Consider the following 18,654-nt stretch of genomic DNA (forward strand, 5'->3'; position numbering starts at 1 on the left):
TTTGCTTTCAGGAAAAAACGCGATGCGCCAGCGCCGGCAGCCGGCTGCGCACCGAGTGGATGATTTCGGGGTCGATCTCGGCGATCACCACGCCCTCGCCCTTGTCCAGCTGGGCGACGATGCGCCCCCACGGATCGATGATGAGGCTCTGGCCGTGCGTCTTGCGACCGTTTTCGTGACTGCCGCCCTGCGCCGAGGCCAGCACGTAGCACTGGTTCTCGATGGCGCGGGCGCGCAGCAGCACCTCCCAGTGCGCCTCGCCGGTCTGCGCGGTGAACGCCGCCGGCAACACCAGCAGGTCGAACGGTGTCATCCGGCGGAACAGCTCGGGGAAGCGCAGGTCGTAGCAGATGCCGAAGGCGATGTCGGCCAGCGGGGTTTCCGCACGCAGCGGCTGGCTGCCGGCGACGATGCTGTCCGATTCGCAGTAGCGCTCGCCGTTGCCGGTAAAGCCGAACAGGTGGATCTTGTCGTAGCGGCTGTGCACGCTGCCGTCCGGCGCGTACAGCAGCAGGCTGTTGAGCACCTTGTTGTCGTCGTCGCAGGCCAGCGGCAGCGTGCCGCCCGCTAGCCACACCTTGTTGTCGCGCGCCATCGCCGCCAGCTGCTGCTGGATCGGCCCGTCGCCGAACGGCTCGCGGATGCGCACCTTGTCGCCTTCCTCGCGCCCCATCAGGCAGAAATACTCCGGCAGCACCACCAGTTGTGCGCCGTCACGGGCTGCCTGCGCCACCAGGCGGGCGGCGGTGTCGAGGTTCTGCTGCAGGCGGGTGGTGGACACCATCTGGATGGCGGCGACCTTGAAAGCTGTCTTCATCTGTTGTCCTCAGGTGTCTTGGGCGGCGGCACGGGGCTGGCATTTTCCCCCACCTTGCTGACCTGCGGATCGGTCAGGCTGCCGCTGATCTGGTATTCAAAGGAAAATACCTGATTAATCGGGTCTTGCAATATTTTTTGCGTCAGCAGCGTCGCCGCACCCAGCACCGGGTTGACCAAGGTGGCGCCGGCCAGCAGCGACACGCTCTCGGAAATGTGCGGCGTGATGCGGGCGCGCACGTTCTGCTGGTTGCGCGGCAGGTCGGCCTCGCCGCGCAGGGTGACCTGCGCCGCCGGCCCGGTCATGCGCACATCGTCGGAGGCAAACACCCCGTCGCGTACGGCGGCGCTGCCGGTGATCGCGTCAAAGGCAAAACCGCTGCTGAACACGTCGGTGAAATCCAGCCGGATGCGGCGCGACAGCGACTGCAGGCTGAGGATGCCCAGCAGGCGCGCGACGCCAGGGTTGACCTGGGCGAAGCGGCCGTCGCGCACGTCCAGCCGCAGCTGGCCGCCGAGGCGCGCCAGCTCGAAGTCGTGCAGGCGGCCCGGCCACGCCAGCTGGCCGTCCAGCCGGCCGCGGCCACCGTACAGCGCATCCGCGATGCCGAAGCGCGTCAGCAGCCCGCCGGCGTCCTCGGTATCGAAGGCGACATCGACCCGTGTCAGCGGCTGGCGGCTGCCCTCGCGCGGCGCCACGCCATTGAGCTGCAGGCGCCCTTCCGGCATCTGCAGCGTGACCTTGTCCAACTGCCACTGCTCGCCGCGCGGCTGCGCCAGCAGCGTCAGCTGGCCGAGCTGGTAGCGCTCCCAGAACAGCTGCGCCACCGCCACCTCCAGCGCCGGCACGCTGACATCCGCCAGCAGCGACCCGGTACCGGCGTCGCCGGCCGTCGGTGTCTCTTCCGGCAACGGCAGGGTCAGCCGCGACAGCTGTGCCTCTACCCGCCCGTCGCCGGCCGCGCTGTAGCGCAGCTGGCCGGCGGCCTCGCGGCTGTCCAGCTGCAGCTGCAGCGGCGCCTCACCGCCTGGCCAATCGAGACGCCCGTCCACGTCGTGCAGCCGGTAATTGGCCAGCTGCAATAGCGGCGTCGCCAGCTGCAAGTGCAGCGGCAGGCCGGCGCCTTCCGTCGTGCCGGTCGTGCCGGCAAGCTGCCGTACCACGCCCAGCCACGGCAGCAGGTCCAGCTGCGGCTGACGGATGGCGATGCCGATCTGCTGCGGGCTGGCCGGCACCTCGGTGCCGACACCGACCCCGACGCCACGCAGATTGCCGTGCGCATCCAGCGTCACCGTGCCCTGCGCCCGTTCCTGCTGCTGCCAGGCCAGCTGCCAGCCCTGCAAGGTTGGCCGCAGGCGCAGCAGCAGCGGCCATTCGGCGTCGGCCGGCTTGGTCAGCGGCGCCGGCGCCTGGATGGCAACGCCGCGCAGGCTCAGCAGCAGCTGCAGGTCATCAAGATTATTGCTGATGTCGAAATTGGCCTGGTACGGCGTGCGACCGGACACCAGCGGCGACAGCAGCGGCACGTACTGCTGCAGCACCGGGGTGATGGCGGCGTCGCCCTGCACCGCAAACTGCATCACGTCATCGCGGCGCTGCGTCGCGGTCAGCCGCCCCTGCCCGCCAAAGGCAGCAAAGCCGATGCCAGGCGAACTGACACCGCGCTCGTTGAAGTGCAGCACGCCCTGCACTGCCTGCAACGGCGGCAGCGGCAGCTGGCGGAACTGCAGCCGGTTGCCGGGCAGGCTCACCTCGCCGCGCACCTTGCTCTGCAGCAGTGCCGACAGCGGAATGTCCAGCCCCAGTTTCAGCGCGGCCTCGCCCTGACTGTCGATGGTCGACAGGAAACCGCCCAGCCAGCCGTCCACCGGGCTGCTGCGGGTGTAGGCCAGCATCTGCGGCAGCGCGCCGCGCGCCTGGCCGTCGATCAGCAGGTGCGCCGGCTGCGTCATCAGGTCCGGCAGCCGCACCTTGACAGCCTGCAGCGCCACGCCGGCGGTGCGTGCCGTGGCGGCGTCGACCAGCACGTGGTCGTTGCGCATCGCGAACTTGCCGTCGATGGCGGTGAGGTCCGGCCAGGCGCGGTCGAAACGCAACACGCCGCCGGCCACCTCGGCATCGACATCGAAACGGCCGCCGGCATCGTTGCCGAACGGGAAGCGGCTGAAGTCACCCTCCACGCGCGCGGTCACATTGCGCGCCGTGCCGCCGACCAGCGCCATGTCCAGCCAGTCCAGCGTGCTGCGGCCGATCACCGCCGGCAGGTAGCGGCTGACGCGGGCGACCGCCACCTGCGGCACGCGGATGTCCAGCCGACCCTGCAGCGCGCCCTGCGCCGGCAGCAGCCCCTGGCCGCTCAGTTCCGCGTTCAGATCGGGGGTTTGCAGGCGCAGCGCCGGCAGCGTGAACTGCCAGCCCTGGCCCTGCCGCTGCCAGCGCAGCTGGCCGGCCAGCTGCTGCAAGGCCAGCGGTTCGGCCAGCTGCTGCGGCCACGCCAGCGTCAGCCCCTGTCCGGACAGCGACAGCTCACCGCCGTCGCGCGCCAGCTTCAATTCGCCGTTGACGCCGCCCCGCAACGCCGGGCTGGCGCTCAAGGTTGGCCGCAGCTGGCGGAAGGCCGTGCTCAGCCGGTAGTCGCGCGGCGCCCGCCACGGCCCCTGCCACTGCCAGCTGGTCTTGCCAAGTTCGCCGTCCAGCGCGGTCAGCGGCAGCTCGCGCAGCACGCTGACGCGTTGCTGCAGCACGGGCCACAGCCCCGCCAGCGACACCCCGGACAACTGCACGCGTCCGCCGCGCTGCTCGTGCCAGTTGGCGTCCACCGTCGCGTCGCGCAGCAGCGGGCCGAATTCGCCGGACAAGGTCAGATGGCTGGCCTGCAGCTGGTGCTCGCCCGCCGCCGCACTGCGGTAGTCCACCTCGCCCGCCAGCCGCGGCAAGGGCAGATCGCGCCGCTGCAGCGCCAGCGACACGTCATCCACCTGCCAGCGCCCCTGCAGCGCAGTGATGCGGCCCTCGGCGAACGCCGCCGTCAGCCGCGAACTGGCGCGCCCCTGGCCGGCAAACGGCGCCGTCGGCCAGTAGCGCTTGAGCAGCGACAGCTCGCCGCTGCCGGCGGCCAGCGTCAGTTCGCCCTGCCACTGCCGCCAGTCGGCGACGGCACCGCCCTGCCAGCCGGCATCCAGCAGCAGGCCCGGCAGCAGCGGGCTGTCCGGACGACCGTGCAGTTGCAGGCGATGGCCGCGCCAGTTGTCCTGCAGCCGCAGGGTCAGCCCCTCCAGCCGCAGCACCGGCAAGGCCAGCAACTGGTCGTGCCAGCTCAGCTGTTTCAGGCTCAGCGTGATGCTGTCCTGGCGCAGCAGCCAGTCCAGCAAGCGGTTGTCGCCCTTGCCGCCGGACAGCGCGATGCCGTTCAGGCTCAGCTTCCCGTGGCGGTCGCGCTGCAGCGCCAGCTGCAAGTCGTCCAGCTGCAGGCTGGCCAGCCGCGGTTCGAGATGGAGCCAACTCTTCCACGCCGGAATCAACTCCACCCGCGACAGGCGGATGGCGCTGACGCGCGACACCGGCCGCACCTGCACGTCGTGCAGGGTCAGCACCGGTGCCCACCACAGCCATTCGCCGTCGATGCGGCCAACCTTGATCGCCATGCCGCTGGCGTCGCCCAGCGACTGTTCAAGGTAGGGGCGCAAGCGGTCCAGATTCGGCAGCAGGAGGAAGCGGAAACTCAGGAAGGAAACGGCCAGCAACAGCAGTGCCGCGGCCAGTAACCAGGCAGCGGCACGCAGGATGCGACGGGCAACCCGCAGGATGCGCCAGCTGCGGTCAGGCGGCGTTACATCGGACGGGGAAGTGGGGGTAGAATGATCAGTCACGATTTCGTCATAGCGTTGAAAGCGCATTATGCCAGCAAATACCGCCGCCATCGCCTCTGCGCGCGCATTCAGTTATTACCTCGACCGCCTGCTTGGCGCCCGTCCCGAACAATTCGAAAGGTTGGCCGCAAGGCTGGATCACTGTTTTGACTTGGCGGAGATGACGGCGTTCGCCGACTGGCCGGCTTTCGACAGCATCGACGCGCTGATGCCGGCGCTGCGCCAGCTGCGCGCCGCGGTGATGGCGCGGCTGATCACCCGCGACCACGCCGGCCTGGCCGATCTGCACGAAGTCGTCACCACCATCAGCGCACTGGCCGACTTTGCCGTGCAGCAGGTGCTGCCGGTGGCGCGGCGCAGCCTGGCACCGTTCGGCGACCCGATCGGCGAGGAAAGCGGCGAGGTGCAGCAGCTGATCGTGATCGGCATGGGCAAGCTCGGCGGCTTCGAGCTGAACGTATCCTCCGACATCGACCTGATCTTCATCTATCCGGAAGACGGCGACACCAATGGCCGGCGCAAGACCTCCAACCACGAGTACTTCACCCGCCTCGGCAAGGAGCTGATCCGCGCCATCAACGACCTCACCTACGACGGCCAGGTGTTCCGCGTCGACATGCGCCTGCGCCCGTACGGCGACTCCGGCCCGCTGGTGATGAGTCTGCCAGCGCTGGAGAACTACCTGCTGACCCAGGGCCGCGAGTGGGAACGCTACGCCTGGATCAAGGCGCGGGTGATGAGCGGCGACGACAGCTACCTGTCACAGCTGGTGCGCCCCTTCGTGTACCGCAAGTACATGGATTACGGTGCCTACGGCGCCATGCGCGAGCTGCACGCGCAGATCCGCCGCGAGGTGGCGCGCCGCGACATGGCGGAAAACATCAAGCTGGGGCCGGGCGGCATCCGCGAGGTGGAATTCATCGCCCAGGTGTTCCAGCTGATCCGCGGCGGCCGCGAGCGCCGCCTGCAGCTGCGCAGCACGCGCGACACCTACGCCGTGCTGGCCGAATTGCGCCTGCTGGAGCCGGAAACGGTCGGCGAGCTGCTGGAAGCCTACACCTTTTTACGCAACCTGGAACACCGGCTGCAGTACCTCGACGACCAGCAGACGCAAAACCTGCCTAGCAGCGATGAAAACCGGCAGCGCATCGCCGCCAGCATGGGCTTTGCCGACTGGCACGGCTTCCTCGACGCGCTCAATCAGCACCGCCGCCGCGTCACCCGCCACTTCGAGCAGGTGTTCTTCCTGCCGACCGAAGGTGCCGCCGCCCATCCGCTGCAGGCGCTGTGGCAGGAGCTAGCCGACAACGACATCAGCGCCACGCTGCAGCAGCTCGGCTACCACGACGCCGCCGACGTGCAGCGCCAGCTGCGCAGCCTCGCCGCCAGCCAGCGCTACCAGCAGATGCCGGACAGCAGCCGCAAGAAGCTGGACGCGCTGATCCCGCCGCTGATCGAGGTCGCCGCCGGCTTCGACAATCCGGACCTGACGCTGTCGCGCATCCTGACCCTGCTGGAAAGCATCAGCCGTCGCGCCTCCTACCTGTCGCTGCTGCAGGAGTATCCACAGACGCTGCAGCGACTGGCGTCGCTGTACTCGGCCAGCGCCTGGGTGTCGGCCTACCTCAACCGCCACCCGATCCTGCTGGACGAACTGCTGGACGCGCGCGTGCTGTACGCCACACCGGACTGGCCGCAGCTGGCGGCGCAGCTGGAACAGCAACTGGCCGACTGCCAGGGCGACGTCGAGGCGCAGATGGACACCCTGCGCCACTTCCAGCACGCGCAGACCTTCCGTCTGGTGGCGCAGGATCTGGCCGGGATGTGGACGCTGGAAGCACTGTCCGACGAGCTGTCGGCGCTGGCCGACATGGTGCTGGACGCCACGCTGCGCCACGCCTGGCTGGACCTGCCCAAGCGCCACTGCGAGGTGCCGCGCTTCAGCATCATCGGTTACGGCAAGCTGGGCGGCAAGGAACTGGGCTACGCCTCGGACCTCGACGTGATCTTCCTCTACGACGACGACCACCCGGACGCCGCCGAGCTGTACTCGCGGCTGGCACGCAAGCTGACCACCTGGCTGACCAGCGTCACCGCCGCCGGCTCGCTGTACGACATCGACCTGCGCCTGCGCCCCAACGGCACCAGCGGCCTCCTGGTCAGCAGCGTGGACGCCTTCCGCCAGTACCAGCAGAAGGATGCCTGGCTGTGGGAGCACCAGGCGCTGACCCGCGCCCGCTTTGTCTGCGGCGACGCGACGATCGGCCAGCAATTCGAGGCCATCCGCCACCAGGTGCTGACCCAGCCGCGCGACATCGGCCCGCTGCGCGACGAGGTGCTGGCGATGCGCGACAAGATGCTGGAAAGCCACCCGGCCCGCGACGGCGACGTCAAGCATGCGCGCGGCGGCATCGTCGATGTCGAGTTCATCACCCAGTTCCTGATCCTGGCGCACGCCAGCCAGCACCCGGAGCTGACCCGTAACAGCGGCAACATCGCCCTGCTCGGCGCGGCGGCCAACGCTGGCCTGATTCCGGCCGAGCTGGCCAGCCAGGGACAGAGCGCCTATCGCCACTACCGGCGACTGCAGCACGCGGCGCGGCTCAACGACAGCCAGACCACCGACGACATCCCGCAGGAAGACTACCGCCACGTGCGCGCGCTGTGGCACTGCGTGATGCAGGATGAAGCTTGAAAACACAAGCGCAACACTCGGCGCTATAATTGCGCCACATTAAAAATCAGGACTACAGCGGAGAACCCACCATGTCGATGGCTGATCGCGACGGTTTTATCTGGTACGACGGACAACTGGTTGACTGGCGCAACGCCACCACCCACGTGCTGACCCACACCCTGCACTACGGCATGGGCGTGTTCGAAGGCGTGCGCGCCTACGAGACACCGAAGGGCCCGGCCATCTTCCGTCTGCAGGATCATACCGACCGCCTGTTCCGCTCCGCCAAGATCCTCGGCATGGACCTGCCCTTCAGCAAGGAGCAGATCAACCAGGCGCACATCGACGTGGTGCGCGCCAACCAGCTCAAGTCCTGCTACTTCCGCCCGATGGCGTTCTACGGCTCCGGCAAGCTCGGCATCGCGCCGAAAAAGGACGACGTGCAGGTCATCGTCGCCGCCTGGCCATGGGGCGCTTACCTGGGCGAAGAAGGCCTGGAGCAAGGCATCCGCGTCAAGACCAGCTCGTTCACCCGCCACCACGTCAACATCACCATGTGCAAGGCGAAGGCGAACGGCAACTACATGAACTCCATCCTCGCCAACAACGAGGCGACGGCAGACGGCTACGACGAGGCGCTGCTACTCGACGTGGACGGCTTCGTGGCCGAAGGCTCCGGCGAAAACATCTTCATCGTCCGCAAGGGCAAGCTGTACACCCCGGACCTGACCTCCGCGCTGGAAGGCATCACCCGCGACACCGTGGTGCAGCTGGCGCAGGAGATGGGGCTGCAGATCATCGAGAAACGCATCACCCGCGACGAAGTCTATACCGCCGACGAGGCCTTCTTCACCGGCACCGCCGCCGAAGTGACCCCGATCCGCGAGCTGGACCGCCGCAGCATCGGCGAAGGCAAGCGCGGCCCGATCACCACCGAGATCCAGAAGCGCTACTTCGATTGCGTCAAGGGTCTGGACGCCGGCAAGCAGCACTGGCTCACCTACCTCGACTAACCCATTGGCTAGCCGCCCCGACACGGGGCATACAAGAAAGTACCGAAACATGGCAGAACTGAAAGAAAACACCGCTCGCTTTATCGAAGTCACGGCAAAAGACCTGCCGCTGCACTGCCCGACACCGGACATGCTGAAGTGGAACTCGCACCCGCGCGTATTCCTGCCCATCGTGAAGAACGGCGGCGAGGCCCTGTGCCCGTACTGCGGCACCCACTACAAGCTGACCGGCCCGGTTAGCGGCCATCACTAAGCCTTCTTGCCCAATGGACAAAGGTGCGGCTTGCGCTGCACCTTTTTTGCTTGATACATGATCAAAAAGCTACTGGTAATCGGCCCTTCCTGGGTGGGTGACGGCGTGATGGCGCAGCCGCTGTACCGTCGCCTGCACGAACGCCACCCCGGCCTGGAACTGCACGTCTTCGCCCCCGCCTGGACCCTGCCGCTGCTGGCGCGGATGCCGGAGGTGGCCAAGGCGCACCTCAACCCGTTCGGGCACGGCCAGTTGCGCCTGCGCGAGCGCTGGCGCGTGGCGCGTGCCCTGCACCGCGAAGGTTTCGACCAGGTGGTGGTGCTGCCCAATTCGCTCAAGGCGGCGCTGATCCCGTTCCTGGCCGGCATTCCGCTGCGCACCGGCTTCACCGGAGAACTGCGCTACGGCCTGCTCAACGACACCCGCGAGCTGGACGAGCACGAGCTGCCGACCATGGTCGAGCGCTTCTGCATCCTGGCAGAGGAACCGCGCCACGCGCTGCACCGCCCGATCCCCCACCCCAGCCTCAGCTCGCAGCCGGCCGCCCAGCAGGCCGTCGCCGCGCGCCTGGACCTGTCGCTGGACAAACCGGTAATCGCGATGTGCCCCGGCGCCGAATACGGCCCGGCCAAACGTTGGCCGCCGCGCCACTTTGCCGCACTGGCGGCGGCACTGGACAGCCACGGCTACCAAGTGTGGCTGTTCGGCTCAGCCAAGGATCAGGAGATCGGCGAGGAAATCAGCCGCCTGGCACAGGGCAAGGCACTCAACCTGTGCGGCAGGACCGGCCTGGACGAAGCCATCGACCTGATGGGGCTGGCCAGGCTGGCGGTGTGCAACGACTCCGGCCTGATGCACGTCGCCGCCGCGCTGCACATTCCGCTGGTGGCACTGTACGGCTCGTCCAGCCCGGACTTCACGCCGCCGCTCAGCGACCGCGCCGAAATCGTCAACCTCAACCTGGATTGCAGCCCCTGCTTCGAGCGCACCTGTCCGTACCAGCACATGCGCTGCCTGGAAGACATGCTGCCGGAACGGGTACTGCAGGCCTGCCTGAAGCAGCTGGACATCCGGCCATCCTGCCCATCACAAGAAACGGCGACACCATAAATGAGCAAAGAAAACGCCACCGAAGACAACAGCCGCCGCATGGAACTGGTGCGCGCCGCCGCCCGCCTGTTCCGCGACCAGGGTTACGAGCGCACCACCGTGCGCGACCTGGGCAATGCCGTCGGCCTGCAATCCGGCAGCCTGTTCTACCATTTCCGCACCAAGGAAGAGATTCTGGTCGCAGTCATGGCACTGGGCATCACCGCCACCACCGAACAGTTGGCCGCAGCACTGTCCCGCGCCAAGACGCCGCGCGACAAGCTGACCGCGCTGTTCCACGTCCACCTCCACTCGCTGCTGGGCGACAACCAGGCCGCGCTGGAAGTGATGCTGTACGAGTGGCGCAGCGTGTCCGCCACCGCCAAGCCAGGCCTGATCGTGCTGCGCGACCGCTACGAAGCGCTGTGGCAGGAAACGCTGGATGAAGCCGCCGCCGCCGGACTGGTCAAGCCGGACACCCGCCTGCTGCGTCGCACCCTGCTGGGCAGCCTGCACTGGACGGTACAGTGGTATCACGGCAACGGTGAGCTCTCCGTCTCCGAACTGGCCGACCGCATGCTGGAGCTGACCGTCATCGCCTGAAAACGCGGCCGCCGCACACTTGCAAATGGTGCGCGAATGGCATTGAATCAAAGCAGGACTCTTCGGGATCGCCACATGAAACTGCGCTTGCAAAGAATGCTGTGGCTGGCAGCCGGCTGGCTTTGCCTGCTGCTGGCGCTGGTCGGCGCGCTGCTGCCGGTGATGCCGACCACCGTCTTTATCCTGATGGCCGCCGCCTGCTTCGGCCGCAGCAGTCCGGCGCTGCTGCACTGGCTGCACCAGCATCCGCGCCTGGGTCCACCGCTGCTGCAGTGGCAACGTTACCGCGGCATGACCGCCAGAACCAAGGCGGTCGCGCTAAGCACCATCGCCCTGTCGTTCAGCTTCAGCATCTACGCCACGCTACAGCAACCCTGGCTCACCGCCCTGCTGATAACAGTGTGGGCGGCGCTCAGCCTGTGGATGTGGCGGCTGCCGACAATTCCAGCAACATCAGCATGTTGTGCTATGCTTGACGGCAAATCATAGTCCCTTGTCGTGACGGAGAACCCGCATGGATGCCATCAATTCCGCCGCATCAGCCAGCAGCAGCGCGAGCCTACTGCGCGAGGCCGCGGAACAGCGCCGCCTGCAGCAGGAGCAGCAACAGGAAAACCAGCGCTCGCCCGCGCCAGCCGCCGAAGCCGTTGCCGCCAGCACACTGCCGGTCGCCCGCCCAAGCCCGGCCGTCAGCAATACCGAACAGGCCCTCCAGGCCCAGCTCATCGACTCGCGCCGCGTCAACCAGCCGGAGCCGAACGCCACCCTCGCCGCCAGCGAACGCAGCCCGGTCAACCGGCTGAACGAATCGCAAGCGCGCCGCGACACCGCGGAGCAGTCCGCACCAGCCGCCAGTACCGAGCGCACGGTTCCGGCAGAAGCCCGCGTTCCGGTCAACGCCTCGCAACAGGCCATCACCCAATACCAGGTCAGCCAGTCCTTGCTGCAGGACGCCAGCAGCAGCACCCGCATCCGCACCGAGGCCTGAACCAAGCCGCCACACAAAAGAAACGGGAGCCAAGGCTCCCGTTTCTTTTTGCGCAACCAGCGGTAGCCTCAGGCCCGCACATCGATACGACTACCCAGATGCGGCGGATTGTTGCCCTGTACCGCGGCGACATCCGTTGCCGTCGCCAGCAAGGCCAGCGCCGCACTCTCGCTGACTTCCATCGTTTTCTTCAGCATCAGGATTTGCGCCACTTGCGCCACCTGATTGTCTGCCACCGCCGAAACTGCCGCCATTGCCATCCCCCGAGCGCCGATTACCGCAAACTATCCACCGCGTTGAAACACTCAATCAGAATTGTCATCCATTCCTGATAGAATACGCATCATCGTCTCTGCCAGACAGGAAAAAGACAAACATGAGCCAAACCCGTCACTGCCCTCTGCTTATCCTCGGTTCCGGCCCTGCCGGCTACACCGCCGCCGTCTATGCCGCCCGCGCCAACCTGAAACCGGTGCTGATCACCGGCATGGCTCAGGGCGGTCAACTGATGACCACCACCGACGTCGACAACTGGCCGGCCGATGTGGCCGGCGTGCAAGGCCCGGAGCTGATGCAGCGCTTCCAGCAGCACGCCGAGCGTTTCGGCACCGAGATGCTCTTCGATCACATCCACACCGCCAAGCTGGATGAAAGACCGTTCCGCCTGATCGGCGACTCCGGCGAATACACCTGCGACGCGCTGATCATCTCCACCGGCGCCTCGGCCAAGTACCTCGGCCTGCCATCGGAACAGACCTTCTCCGGCAAGGGCGTCTCCGCCTGCGCCACCTGTGACGGTTTCTTCTACCGCAACCAGGACGTGGCCGTGGTTGGCGGTGGTGACACCGCCGTGGAAGAAGCCCTGTACCTGGCCAACATCGCCAAGCACGTGACCCTGATCCACCGCCGCGACACCTTCCGCGCCGAAAAGATCATGGTCGACAAGCTGAACGCCCGCGTGGCCGAGGGCAAGATCAGCCTGAAGCTGAACGCCAACTTGGACGAAGTGCTGGGTGACGACAGCGGCGTCACCGGCGCCCGCCTGAAGTTCAACGACGGCAGCAGCGAAGACATCCAGGTGATGGGCGTGTTCATCGCCATCGGCCACAAGCCGAACACCGACATCTTCAAGGGCCAGCTGGAGCTGGACGAAACCGGCTACATCGTGACCCGCGGCGGCCGCGACGGCAATGCCACCGCCACCAGCATCCCGGGCGTGTTCGCCGCCGGCGACGTGCAGGACCACATCTACCGCCAGGCGATCACCAGCGCCGCCTCCGGCTGCCAGGCGGCACTGGACGCCGAGCGCTTCCTGGATCACTGAGCCCGGCGGCATTGAAGTCGCTCAAGGAGCAGCTCAAGCCCGTCAAAGCACAGGCAAGACCCGCGAGGGTCTTGCCTGTTGCCGTTGCGGCCAACCCCGAGCCCGAGCCGGACTTCCGCCAGCTGATGGGGGACGTGCGCCCGCTCAGGCCGGACGGCCGCATCTGCCACACCCCGCCACCACCCAAGCCGCGCCCGCTGCCGCAGCATCGCGCCAGCCAGACACCCCTGACGCCGCAGGCGGAACAGGCGCTGTTCGCCCGGATGATAGGCTGGTTCGAGCCGGCACAGATCGACAGCCAGCACCGCAGCCCCGGCACGCCGAGCAACACCCTGAAGAAACTGCGCGCTGGGCACTGGCCGGTCTGCGCCGAGCTGGACCTGCACGGACTGGACCGCTTTGCCGCACACGAACAGCTGACCGTGTTCCTGCATCGCGCCCGTCACCTGGGCCAGTGCGTGCGGGTGATACACGGCAAGGGGCTCAGTTCGCCGGGCGAACCGGTGCTGCCGAAAATGGTCAGAGCCTGGCTGACTCACCACCCGGATGTACTGGCTTTCTGCGAGACCTGCATCGAACAAGGCGGCAGCGGCGCGGTACTGGCCCTGCTGCGCCGCCCGCACGGCTAAACCCGAGGAACCCACCATGGACACCACCCGCATCACCCCCTTCACCGCCGCCACCACCAGCGGCGAGAGTGCCACCCTGCCGCAAGGGCTGACCGTGCTGTACTTCTACCCGAAGGACAACACCCCCGGCTGCACCAACGAGGCGATGGCCTTCCGTGACCTGCATCCGCAATTCCTGGCCGCCGGCGCCCGCATCCTCGGCGTATCGCGCGACAGCCTGAAATCGCACGAGAATTTCAAAGCCAAGCACGAATTGCCATTTGAATTGATCAGCGATCCGGACGAAACTGTATGTAACCTGTTCGGTGTCATGAAACTGAAAAACATGTACGGCAAACAGGTGAGAGGGATAGAACGCAGCACTTTTGTCATCAATAGCGATGGCAACATCCTGCGCGAATGGCGCGGACTGAAAGTCCCCGGACACGCCGAAGAAGTGCTGACGTTCGTCAAGTCGCTTTAAGCGCCAGGTCCGGCACCCTGCCGGACCCCGCTTCAACAAGGGGGTCTTTCTCATGGCAAGCCACAGCAAGAGCAACGTCTGCAAACTGTTCGTCCTCGACACCAACGTCCTGCTGCATGACCCGACCTGCCTGTTCCGCTTCGAAGAGCACGACGTGTTCATCCCCATCATCACCCTCGAAGAGCTGGACACCCACAAGAAGGGCATGTCGGAAGTGGCGCGCAACGCCCGGCAAGCCAGCCGTTTTCTCGACGAGATCGTCAGCAGCAGCGCCGACGACATCGAAGACGGCATTTCGCTGAAAGGCCCCAGCCGCGACGCCGCAAGCGGCAAGCTCTACCTGCAGACCGAAGCACTGCACGCGGCGCTCCCCTCCTCGCTGCCGGTCGGCAAGGCCGACAACCAGATCCTCGGCATCGTGATGGCACTGAAGCAGGCCGACGGCCAGCGCCCTGCCATCCTGGTATCCAAAGACATCAACATGCGCATCAAGGCGCGCGCACTGGGGCTAGACGCCGAGGACTACTTCAACGACAAGGTGCTGGAAGACACCGACCTGCTGTACGGCGGCACCCGCGAGATTGACGGCGACTTCTGGGATCGCAACGGTCGGGACCTGAAATCGTGGCAGGAAGGCGGCCGCACCTACTACCAGATCAAGGGCCCGGACGCGCCCAAGCTGCTCCTGAACCAGCTGCTGTGGCAGGAAGGCGAGCAGCCGATGCAGGCACGGGTGCTGCGCATCGACGGCAAGGAAGCAGTGCTGGAGACGCTGAAGGACTACAGTCACCAGAAGAACAATGTATGGGGCATCGTCGCGCGCAACCGCGAGCAGAACTTCGCGCTGAACCTGCTGATGAATCCGGACATCGACTTCGTCACCCTGCTCGGCCAGGCCGGCACCGGCAAGACCCTGCTAACGTTGGCCGCAGGCCTCGCGCTGACGCTGGAGCAGAAGCTGTACAGCGAGATCATCATGACCCGCGTCACCGTACCGGTCGGCGAGGACATCGGCTTCCTGCCCGGCACCGAAGAGGAAAAGATGCTGCCGTGGATGGGTGCACTGGAAGACAACCTCGACGTGCTCAACAAGAGCGAGGACGACGGCGGCGACTGGGGGCGTGCCGCCACCCGCGATCTGATCCGTTCGCGCATCAAGGTCAAGTCGCTCAACTTCATGCGCGGCCGCACCTTCCTCAACAAATACCTGATCATCGACGAGGCGCAGAACCTGACGCCGAAACAGATGAAAACGCTGATCACCCGTGCCGGTCCCGGCACCAAGGTGGTCTGCCTCGGCAACATCAGTCAGATCGACACCCCGTACCTGACCGAAGGCAGCTCCGGCATCAGCTACGTCGTTGATCGTTTCAAAGGCTGGGAACACTCCGGCCACATTACCTTGCAGCGCGGCGAACGCTCGCGCCTGGCAGACCACGCAGCGGAAGTCCTTTGACCATCAAACTTGAACTGATCCACACCCCGGCAGCAGGGGCGGCATCGTCGATGCCCCCCCTGCTTTTTGTTCACGGCGCCTTCAGCAGCGCCAGCTGCTGGCAGCAACATTTCATGCCCTGGTTCAGTGCACGCGGCTACGACTGCTGGGCGCTGAGCTTCGAGGGACACGGCGACAGCGACGGCCACGCCTACCTGGCCGCCATCAGCATCGACGACTACGTCGGCAACCTGCGGCAGGCGATCCGGCAACTGCCGCGGCCACCGATTGTGATCGCCCACTCCATGGGCGGCTTTGTGCTGCAGCAATACCTGACCCGCCACGACCTGCCCGGCGCCGTGCTGCTGGCCTCGGTACCGCCCAGCGGCCTCGCCGGCTCCAGCATGCGGCTGATGACCCAGGCGCCGGAACTGTTCATGCAGCTGAACCTGTTCCAGCAGGGCAATTACCAGCCGGAACTGAACGAACTGCGACACATGCTGTTTTCCGACGACGCCGACCTCGCCGCGGTGGACTGGGTGGCCCACCATAGCCAGACCGAAAGCCAGCGCGCGATCATGGATATGACCCTGGTGCCGCCCTTCCTGCAGCGTCGCATCGCCCCGCTGCCCAACCTGGTGCTGGGCGCGGCGGCGGACCAGCTGATCTCGCCACAGGACGTCACCGAGACCGCGGCGCGCTTCGGCAGCACCCCGGAAATCCTGCCGCACATCGGCCACATGATGATGCTGGACAATCGCTGGGAGCAGTGCGCGCAACGCATCGAGACGTGGCTGGCCGACACCACCCTCGAATGACAAAAAGGTTGGCCGCAACGCTGCGGCCAACCTTTCGGCGTCCATCCGGGCTGCCTCTCCTCAGAAAGACTAGCCATCCACCCACTCAGGCATACAGCAACTTGATCGCCTGCGCCTCGCCGAAGAACAGCTCGCCCTCGTGACGCAGGCCGATCGCCTCCAGCACCCGGATCGAGCCCAGGTTGGCCGCATCGACAATGGCGGTAATGCGCGGCAGGTGCAGTACGTTTCGCCCGTAGTCGAGACTGGCCTGCGCCGCTTCGCGCGCATAGCCCTGGCCACGATACTGCGGCAGAAAGGTGTAGCCGACATCCGGATCCGGCAGGCCCTCGCGGCGGATGATGCCGCACAAGCCCATCAGCGCACCATCGGACTTGCGCACCACGCACCACAGCGCATGGCCATGCTGCGCGTAGGCCGCCAGCGGCCCTTCCTGCAGATAGCGACGGGCGTCGTCCAGTGTGCGCACGCCGCGATCGATCACCTTGCGCACGAAGTCGGGGTCATTCAGCGCCGCCAGCACGAAGGCGGCATCCTCCAGCGTCAGCTCGCGCAGCTGCAGCCGCTCGGTGTCCGCGATCAGCATGCGACCGCCAGACCGAACGGGTCGTCGATGCTGTGGCTGGGTTGGGTAAACCAGCGCGGCCCCTGCTCCGTCATGTAGAAATGGTCCTCCAGCCGCACCCCGAACTCCCCGGGGATGCAGATCATCGGCTCGTTGCTGAAGCACATGCCGACCTCCAGTGGTGTGCGGTCGCTGGACACCAGGTACGGCCATTCGTGGATGTCCATGCCGATACCGTGGCCGGTACGATGCGGCAACCCCGGCAGCGCGTAGCCGGGACCGAAGCCGTCGGCCTGCAATTGCCGGCGCGCGGCCAGATCGACCTCGCCACACGGCGTGCCCAGTTGCGCCGCCGCGAAGGCCGCCGCCTGCGCCGCCTTTTCCGCCTGCCACACCTGGCGCTGGCGCGCATCCGGCTCGCCAAACACATAGGTACGGGTGATGTCGGAAATATAGCCGTGCAGGGTGCAGCCGGTATCGATCAACACCATGTCGCCCTGCTTCAGGACTTGCGGATTCTTGACCCCATGCGGATAGGCGGTCGCCTCGCCGAACAGCACGATGCAGAAATAGGAGCCGGCGGCACCGACACGGCGATGCGCCTCGGCGATGAAGGCCTCGACCTCGGTGGTGGTGATGCCCTCATGCAGCATGCTGGCCGTGGCCCTCTGCACCGCCAGCGTCATGTCCTTGGCACGCTGCATCAGAGCGACTTCCTGTGCCGACTTGCGCATGCGGCAATGTGCGGTCACCTCGCGGCCATTGACCAGCTGATAGCCGTCGGCGCACTGGCGGATGCCGTCGGCGATGAAGAACGCCGCGCTTTCGTCAATGGCGATGCGCGGAGGTTGCTCAAGGTTGGCCGCAATGCCCAGCCGCGCCAGCGTCGCCACAAACAGCGCGTACGGGCTCTCATGCTCGTGCCAGGCGTTCACCTCGCCCTGCAGCTGCATGTAGTCGTGCAGCGTGCCGACCTCGAACCAGGGGGCGATGAATTCCAGCGCGCCGTGCGCCGGCAGGATCGCCCCCACCATGCGCTCGCTGGCGTACCATTTCAGGCCGGTAAAGTAGTTGAGGCTGGTGCCAGCATTCAGGTACAGCGCGGCGATGCCATTGGCCTGCATGTACGCCTGCGCCTTGGCCAGCCGTACGCGATACTCGTCCAGCCCGATCGGCTGCGCACCCTGCGTCATGTCCTGCAGGCTAGACAGTGCCTGCTCCTTGCTCACCCCACCCACGCCTATCGTCATCGTCTGCTCCCGCTCCGGTTCATCACTGCCGGCCTGTTGCCAGCCCATACCAAAGCAGCAATCTATGACTGCAGTACCACAGGGTCAAGTATTTTTTAGTCACACTAAAATTTTGCCATTCAACAAGACAATGATTCTCACGTACAATCGGCTCTCTTCATCCGGAATCCACCCCATGTCAGAGGAAACTCTCGGCCAGCGCCTGCGCCGTTACCGGCGCGCCAGCGGCAAGACCCTGGTCCAGGTCGCCAAGGAATCCGGCTTGTCGGCCGGTTTCCTGTCGCAGGCAGAGCGCGACATCACCGGCCTGTCGCTGTCCTCGCTGGCCAACATCGCCCAAGCCGTCGGCGTGGCCGTGAGCGAGCTGTTCGAATCCCCGCGCCAGGACGCCCCCGACTCGCACGCAGGCCAGCGCCAGAGCTACACCGTCGCCAACATGCCGCAGCGCTACGAACGGCTGACCACCACCTACAGCGGCAGCGTGCTGAACGCCGTCAAGCTGACGCTGCCACCCGGCTATCGCTCGGAAGTGGTCGCCCACAGCGGCGACGAGTTTGTCTATGTGCTGAGCGGTAGCGTCACCTATCAGGTCAACGGCCGCGACTACGTGCTGGCCGCCGGCGACTCGCTGCACTTCGACCCGCAGCAGAGACACGCCATCCGCAATGACAGCGACAGCAACACCGAGGTGATCTCGGTCGGCACCTTGCAATTGTTTGACGATGACGACAAGCACCACGACTAAACTAGCACTGGAGCGCGCTCAGCAAACCCTCAGCGAGCCACAAGCTTGGCCGCATCTCCAGCCCATCCAAAAGCCAAGCCCGGCCGTCAGGCCGGGCTTTCCATGTTCCGTATTCG

The 18,654-nt window shown here is 66.2% G+C and carries 18 protein-coding genes; 13 read left to right on the plus strand and 5 right to left on the minus strand.

Annotated features, from left to right (window positions below; translation table 11 throughout):
• Positions 1-7 precede the first annotated feature (7 nt).
• Both IE100_RS08525 and IE100_RS08530 read right to left on the minus strand, forming a co-directional pair.
• The gene (locus IE100_RS08525) at positions 8-817 is read right to left on the minus strand and encodes a carbon-nitrogen hydrolase family protein (protein ID WP_189373672.1); all 810 of its coding nucleotides are present in this window, start codon (positions 815-817) and stop codon (positions 8-10) included.
• Entirely contained in the window at positions 814-4,686 is a 3,873-nt protein-coding gene (locus IE100_RS08530; protein WP_189373673.1) for a YhdP family protein, read from the minus strand. Before IE100_RS08530 ends, IE100_RS08525 begins: the two co-directional genes overlap by 4 nt.
• 28 nt (positions 4,687-4,714) lie before the next feature.
• Between IE100_RS08530 and glnE the strand changes: the two genes are divergently transcribed.
• The 7 genes from glnE (at position 4,715) to IE100_RS08565 (ending at position 11,309) form a co-directional block, all read left to right on the plus strand.
• Positions 4,715-7,381 carry a bifunctional [glutamate--ammonia ligase]-adenylyl-L-tyrosine phosphorylase/[glutamate--ammonia-ligase] adenylyltransferase gene (gene glnE, locus IE100_RS08535; protein ID WP_189373674.1) on the plus strand — a complete coding sequence of 889 codons (2,667 nt, stop codon included), beginning with the start codon at positions 4,715-4,717 and terminating at the stop codon, positions 7,379-7,381.
• A gap of 71 nt (positions 7,382-7,452) precedes the next feature.
• Positions 7,453-8,376 (plus strand): branched-chain amino acid transaminase, encoded by a 924-nt coding sequence (locus tag IE100_RS08540; protein WP_047968281.1) that lies wholly within the window; start codon positions 7,453-7,455, stop codon positions 8,374-8,376.
• A gap of 49 nt (positions 8,377-8,425) precedes the next feature.
• Positions 8,426-8,629, plus strand: coding sequence for a zinc-finger domain-containing protein (locus IE100_RS08545; RefSeq protein WP_189351934.1), 204 nt, complete (start codon positions 8,426-8,428; stop codon positions 8,627-8,629).
• A 57-nt stretch (positions 8,630-8,686) separates the two neighbouring features.
• Positions 8,687-9,739 (plus strand): lipopolysaccharide heptosyltransferase II, encoded by a 1,053-nt coding sequence (gene waaF, locus IE100_RS08550; RefSeq protein ID WP_189373675.1) that lies wholly within the window; start codon positions 8,687-8,689, stop codon positions 9,737-9,739.
• On the plus strand, positions 9,740-10,321 hold the full coding sequence (locus tag IE100_RS08555) for a TetR/AcrR family transcriptional regulator (protein ID WP_189373676.1): 582 nt from the start codon (positions 9,740-9,742) through the stop codon (positions 10,319-10,321).
• 75 nt (positions 10,322-10,396) lie between these two features.
• Positions 10,397-10,810 carry a YbaN family protein gene (locus IE100_RS08560; protein ID WP_189373677.1) on the plus strand — a complete coding sequence of 138 codons (414 nt, stop codon included), beginning with the start codon at positions 10,397-10,399 and terminating at the stop codon, positions 10,808-10,810.
• Between the two features lie 25 nt (positions 10,811-10,835).
• On the plus strand, positions 10,836-11,309 hold the full coding sequence (locus tag IE100_RS08565) for a hypothetical protein (protein WP_189373678.1): 474 nt from the start codon (positions 10,836-10,838) through the stop codon (positions 11,307-11,309).
• Between the two features lie 68 nt (positions 11,310-11,377).
• Here the strand turns inward: IE100_RS08565 and IE100_RS08570 are convergent, their stop codons facing one another.
• Positions 11,378-11,563, minus strand: coding sequence for a putative motility protein (locus IE100_RS08570; protein WP_189373679.1), 186 nt, complete (start codon positions 11,561-11,563; stop codon positions 11,378-11,380).
• 122 nt (positions 11,564-11,685) lie between these two features.
• Here IE100_RS08570 and trxB point away from each other — a divergent pair, with 122 nt between their 5' ends.
• The 5 genes from trxB (at position 11,686) to IE100_RS08595 (ending at position 15,978) form a co-directional block, all read left to right on the plus strand.
• Positions 11,686-12,633 carry a thioredoxin-disulfide reductase gene (gene trxB, locus IE100_RS08575; RefSeq protein WP_189373680.1) on the plus strand — a complete coding sequence of 316 codons (948 nt, stop codon included), beginning with the start codon at positions 11,686-11,688 and terminating at the stop codon, positions 12,631-12,633.
• A gap of 71 nt (positions 12,634-12,704) precedes the next feature.
• Positions 12,705-13,262 carry a Smr/MutS family protein gene (locus tag IE100_RS08580; protein WP_229800294.1) on the plus strand — a complete coding sequence of 186 codons (558 nt, stop codon included), beginning with the start codon at positions 12,705-12,707 and terminating at the stop codon, positions 13,260-13,262.
• Positions 13,263-13,278: 16 nt separating this feature from the next.
• Positions 13,279-13,725: a peroxiredoxin gene (locus IE100_RS08585; RefSeq protein WP_189373682.1), complete on the plus strand. Its 447-nt coding sequence runs from the start codon at positions 13,279-13,281 to the stop codon at positions 13,723-13,725.
• Between the two features lie 52 nt (positions 13,726-13,777).
• Positions 13,778-15,181 carry a PhoH family protein gene (locus tag IE100_RS08590; RefSeq protein ID WP_189373683.1) on the plus strand — a complete coding sequence of 468 codons (1,404 nt, stop codon included), beginning with the start codon at positions 13,778-13,780 and terminating at the stop codon, positions 15,179-15,181.
• A complete protein-coding gene (locus IE100_RS08595) occupies positions 15,178-15,978 on the plus strand; it encodes an alpha/beta hydrolase (protein ID WP_189373684.1) in 801 nt (266 codons plus the stop codon). The genes IE100_RS08590 and IE100_RS08595 overlap by 4 nt, the downstream gene beginning before the upstream one ends.
• Before the next feature lie 85 nt (positions 15,979-16,063).
• Here the strand turns inward: IE100_RS08595 and IE100_RS08600 are convergent, their stop codons facing one another.
• Positions 16,064-16,564 (minus strand): GNAT family N-acetyltransferase, encoded by a 501-nt coding sequence (locus tag IE100_RS08600; protein WP_229800295.1) that lies wholly within the window; start codon positions 16,562-16,564, stop codon positions 16,064-16,066.
• Entirely contained in the window at positions 16,558-17,793 is a 1,236-nt protein-coding gene (locus IE100_RS08605; protein ID WP_189373685.1) for a M24 family metallopeptidase, read from the minus strand. The genes IE100_RS08600 and IE100_RS08605 overlap by 7 nt, the downstream gene beginning before the upstream one ends.
• Positions 17,794-17,968: 175 nt before the next feature.
• On the opposite strand from IE100_RS08605, the gene IE100_RS08610 reads away from it, so the two are divergent.
• Positions 17,969-18,538, plus strand: coding sequence for a cupin domain-containing protein (locus IE100_RS08610; protein WP_189373686.1), 570 nt, complete (start codon positions 17,969-17,971; stop codon positions 18,536-18,538).
• Positions 18,539-18,654 lie beyond the last annotated feature (116 nt).

This window comes from Vogesella alkaliphila, assembly GCF_014652475.1.
In the GTDB taxonomy this organism is placed as follows: domain Bacteria; phylum Pseudomonadota; class Gammaproteobacteria; order Burkholderiales; family Chromobacteriaceae; genus Vogesella; species Vogesella alkaliphila.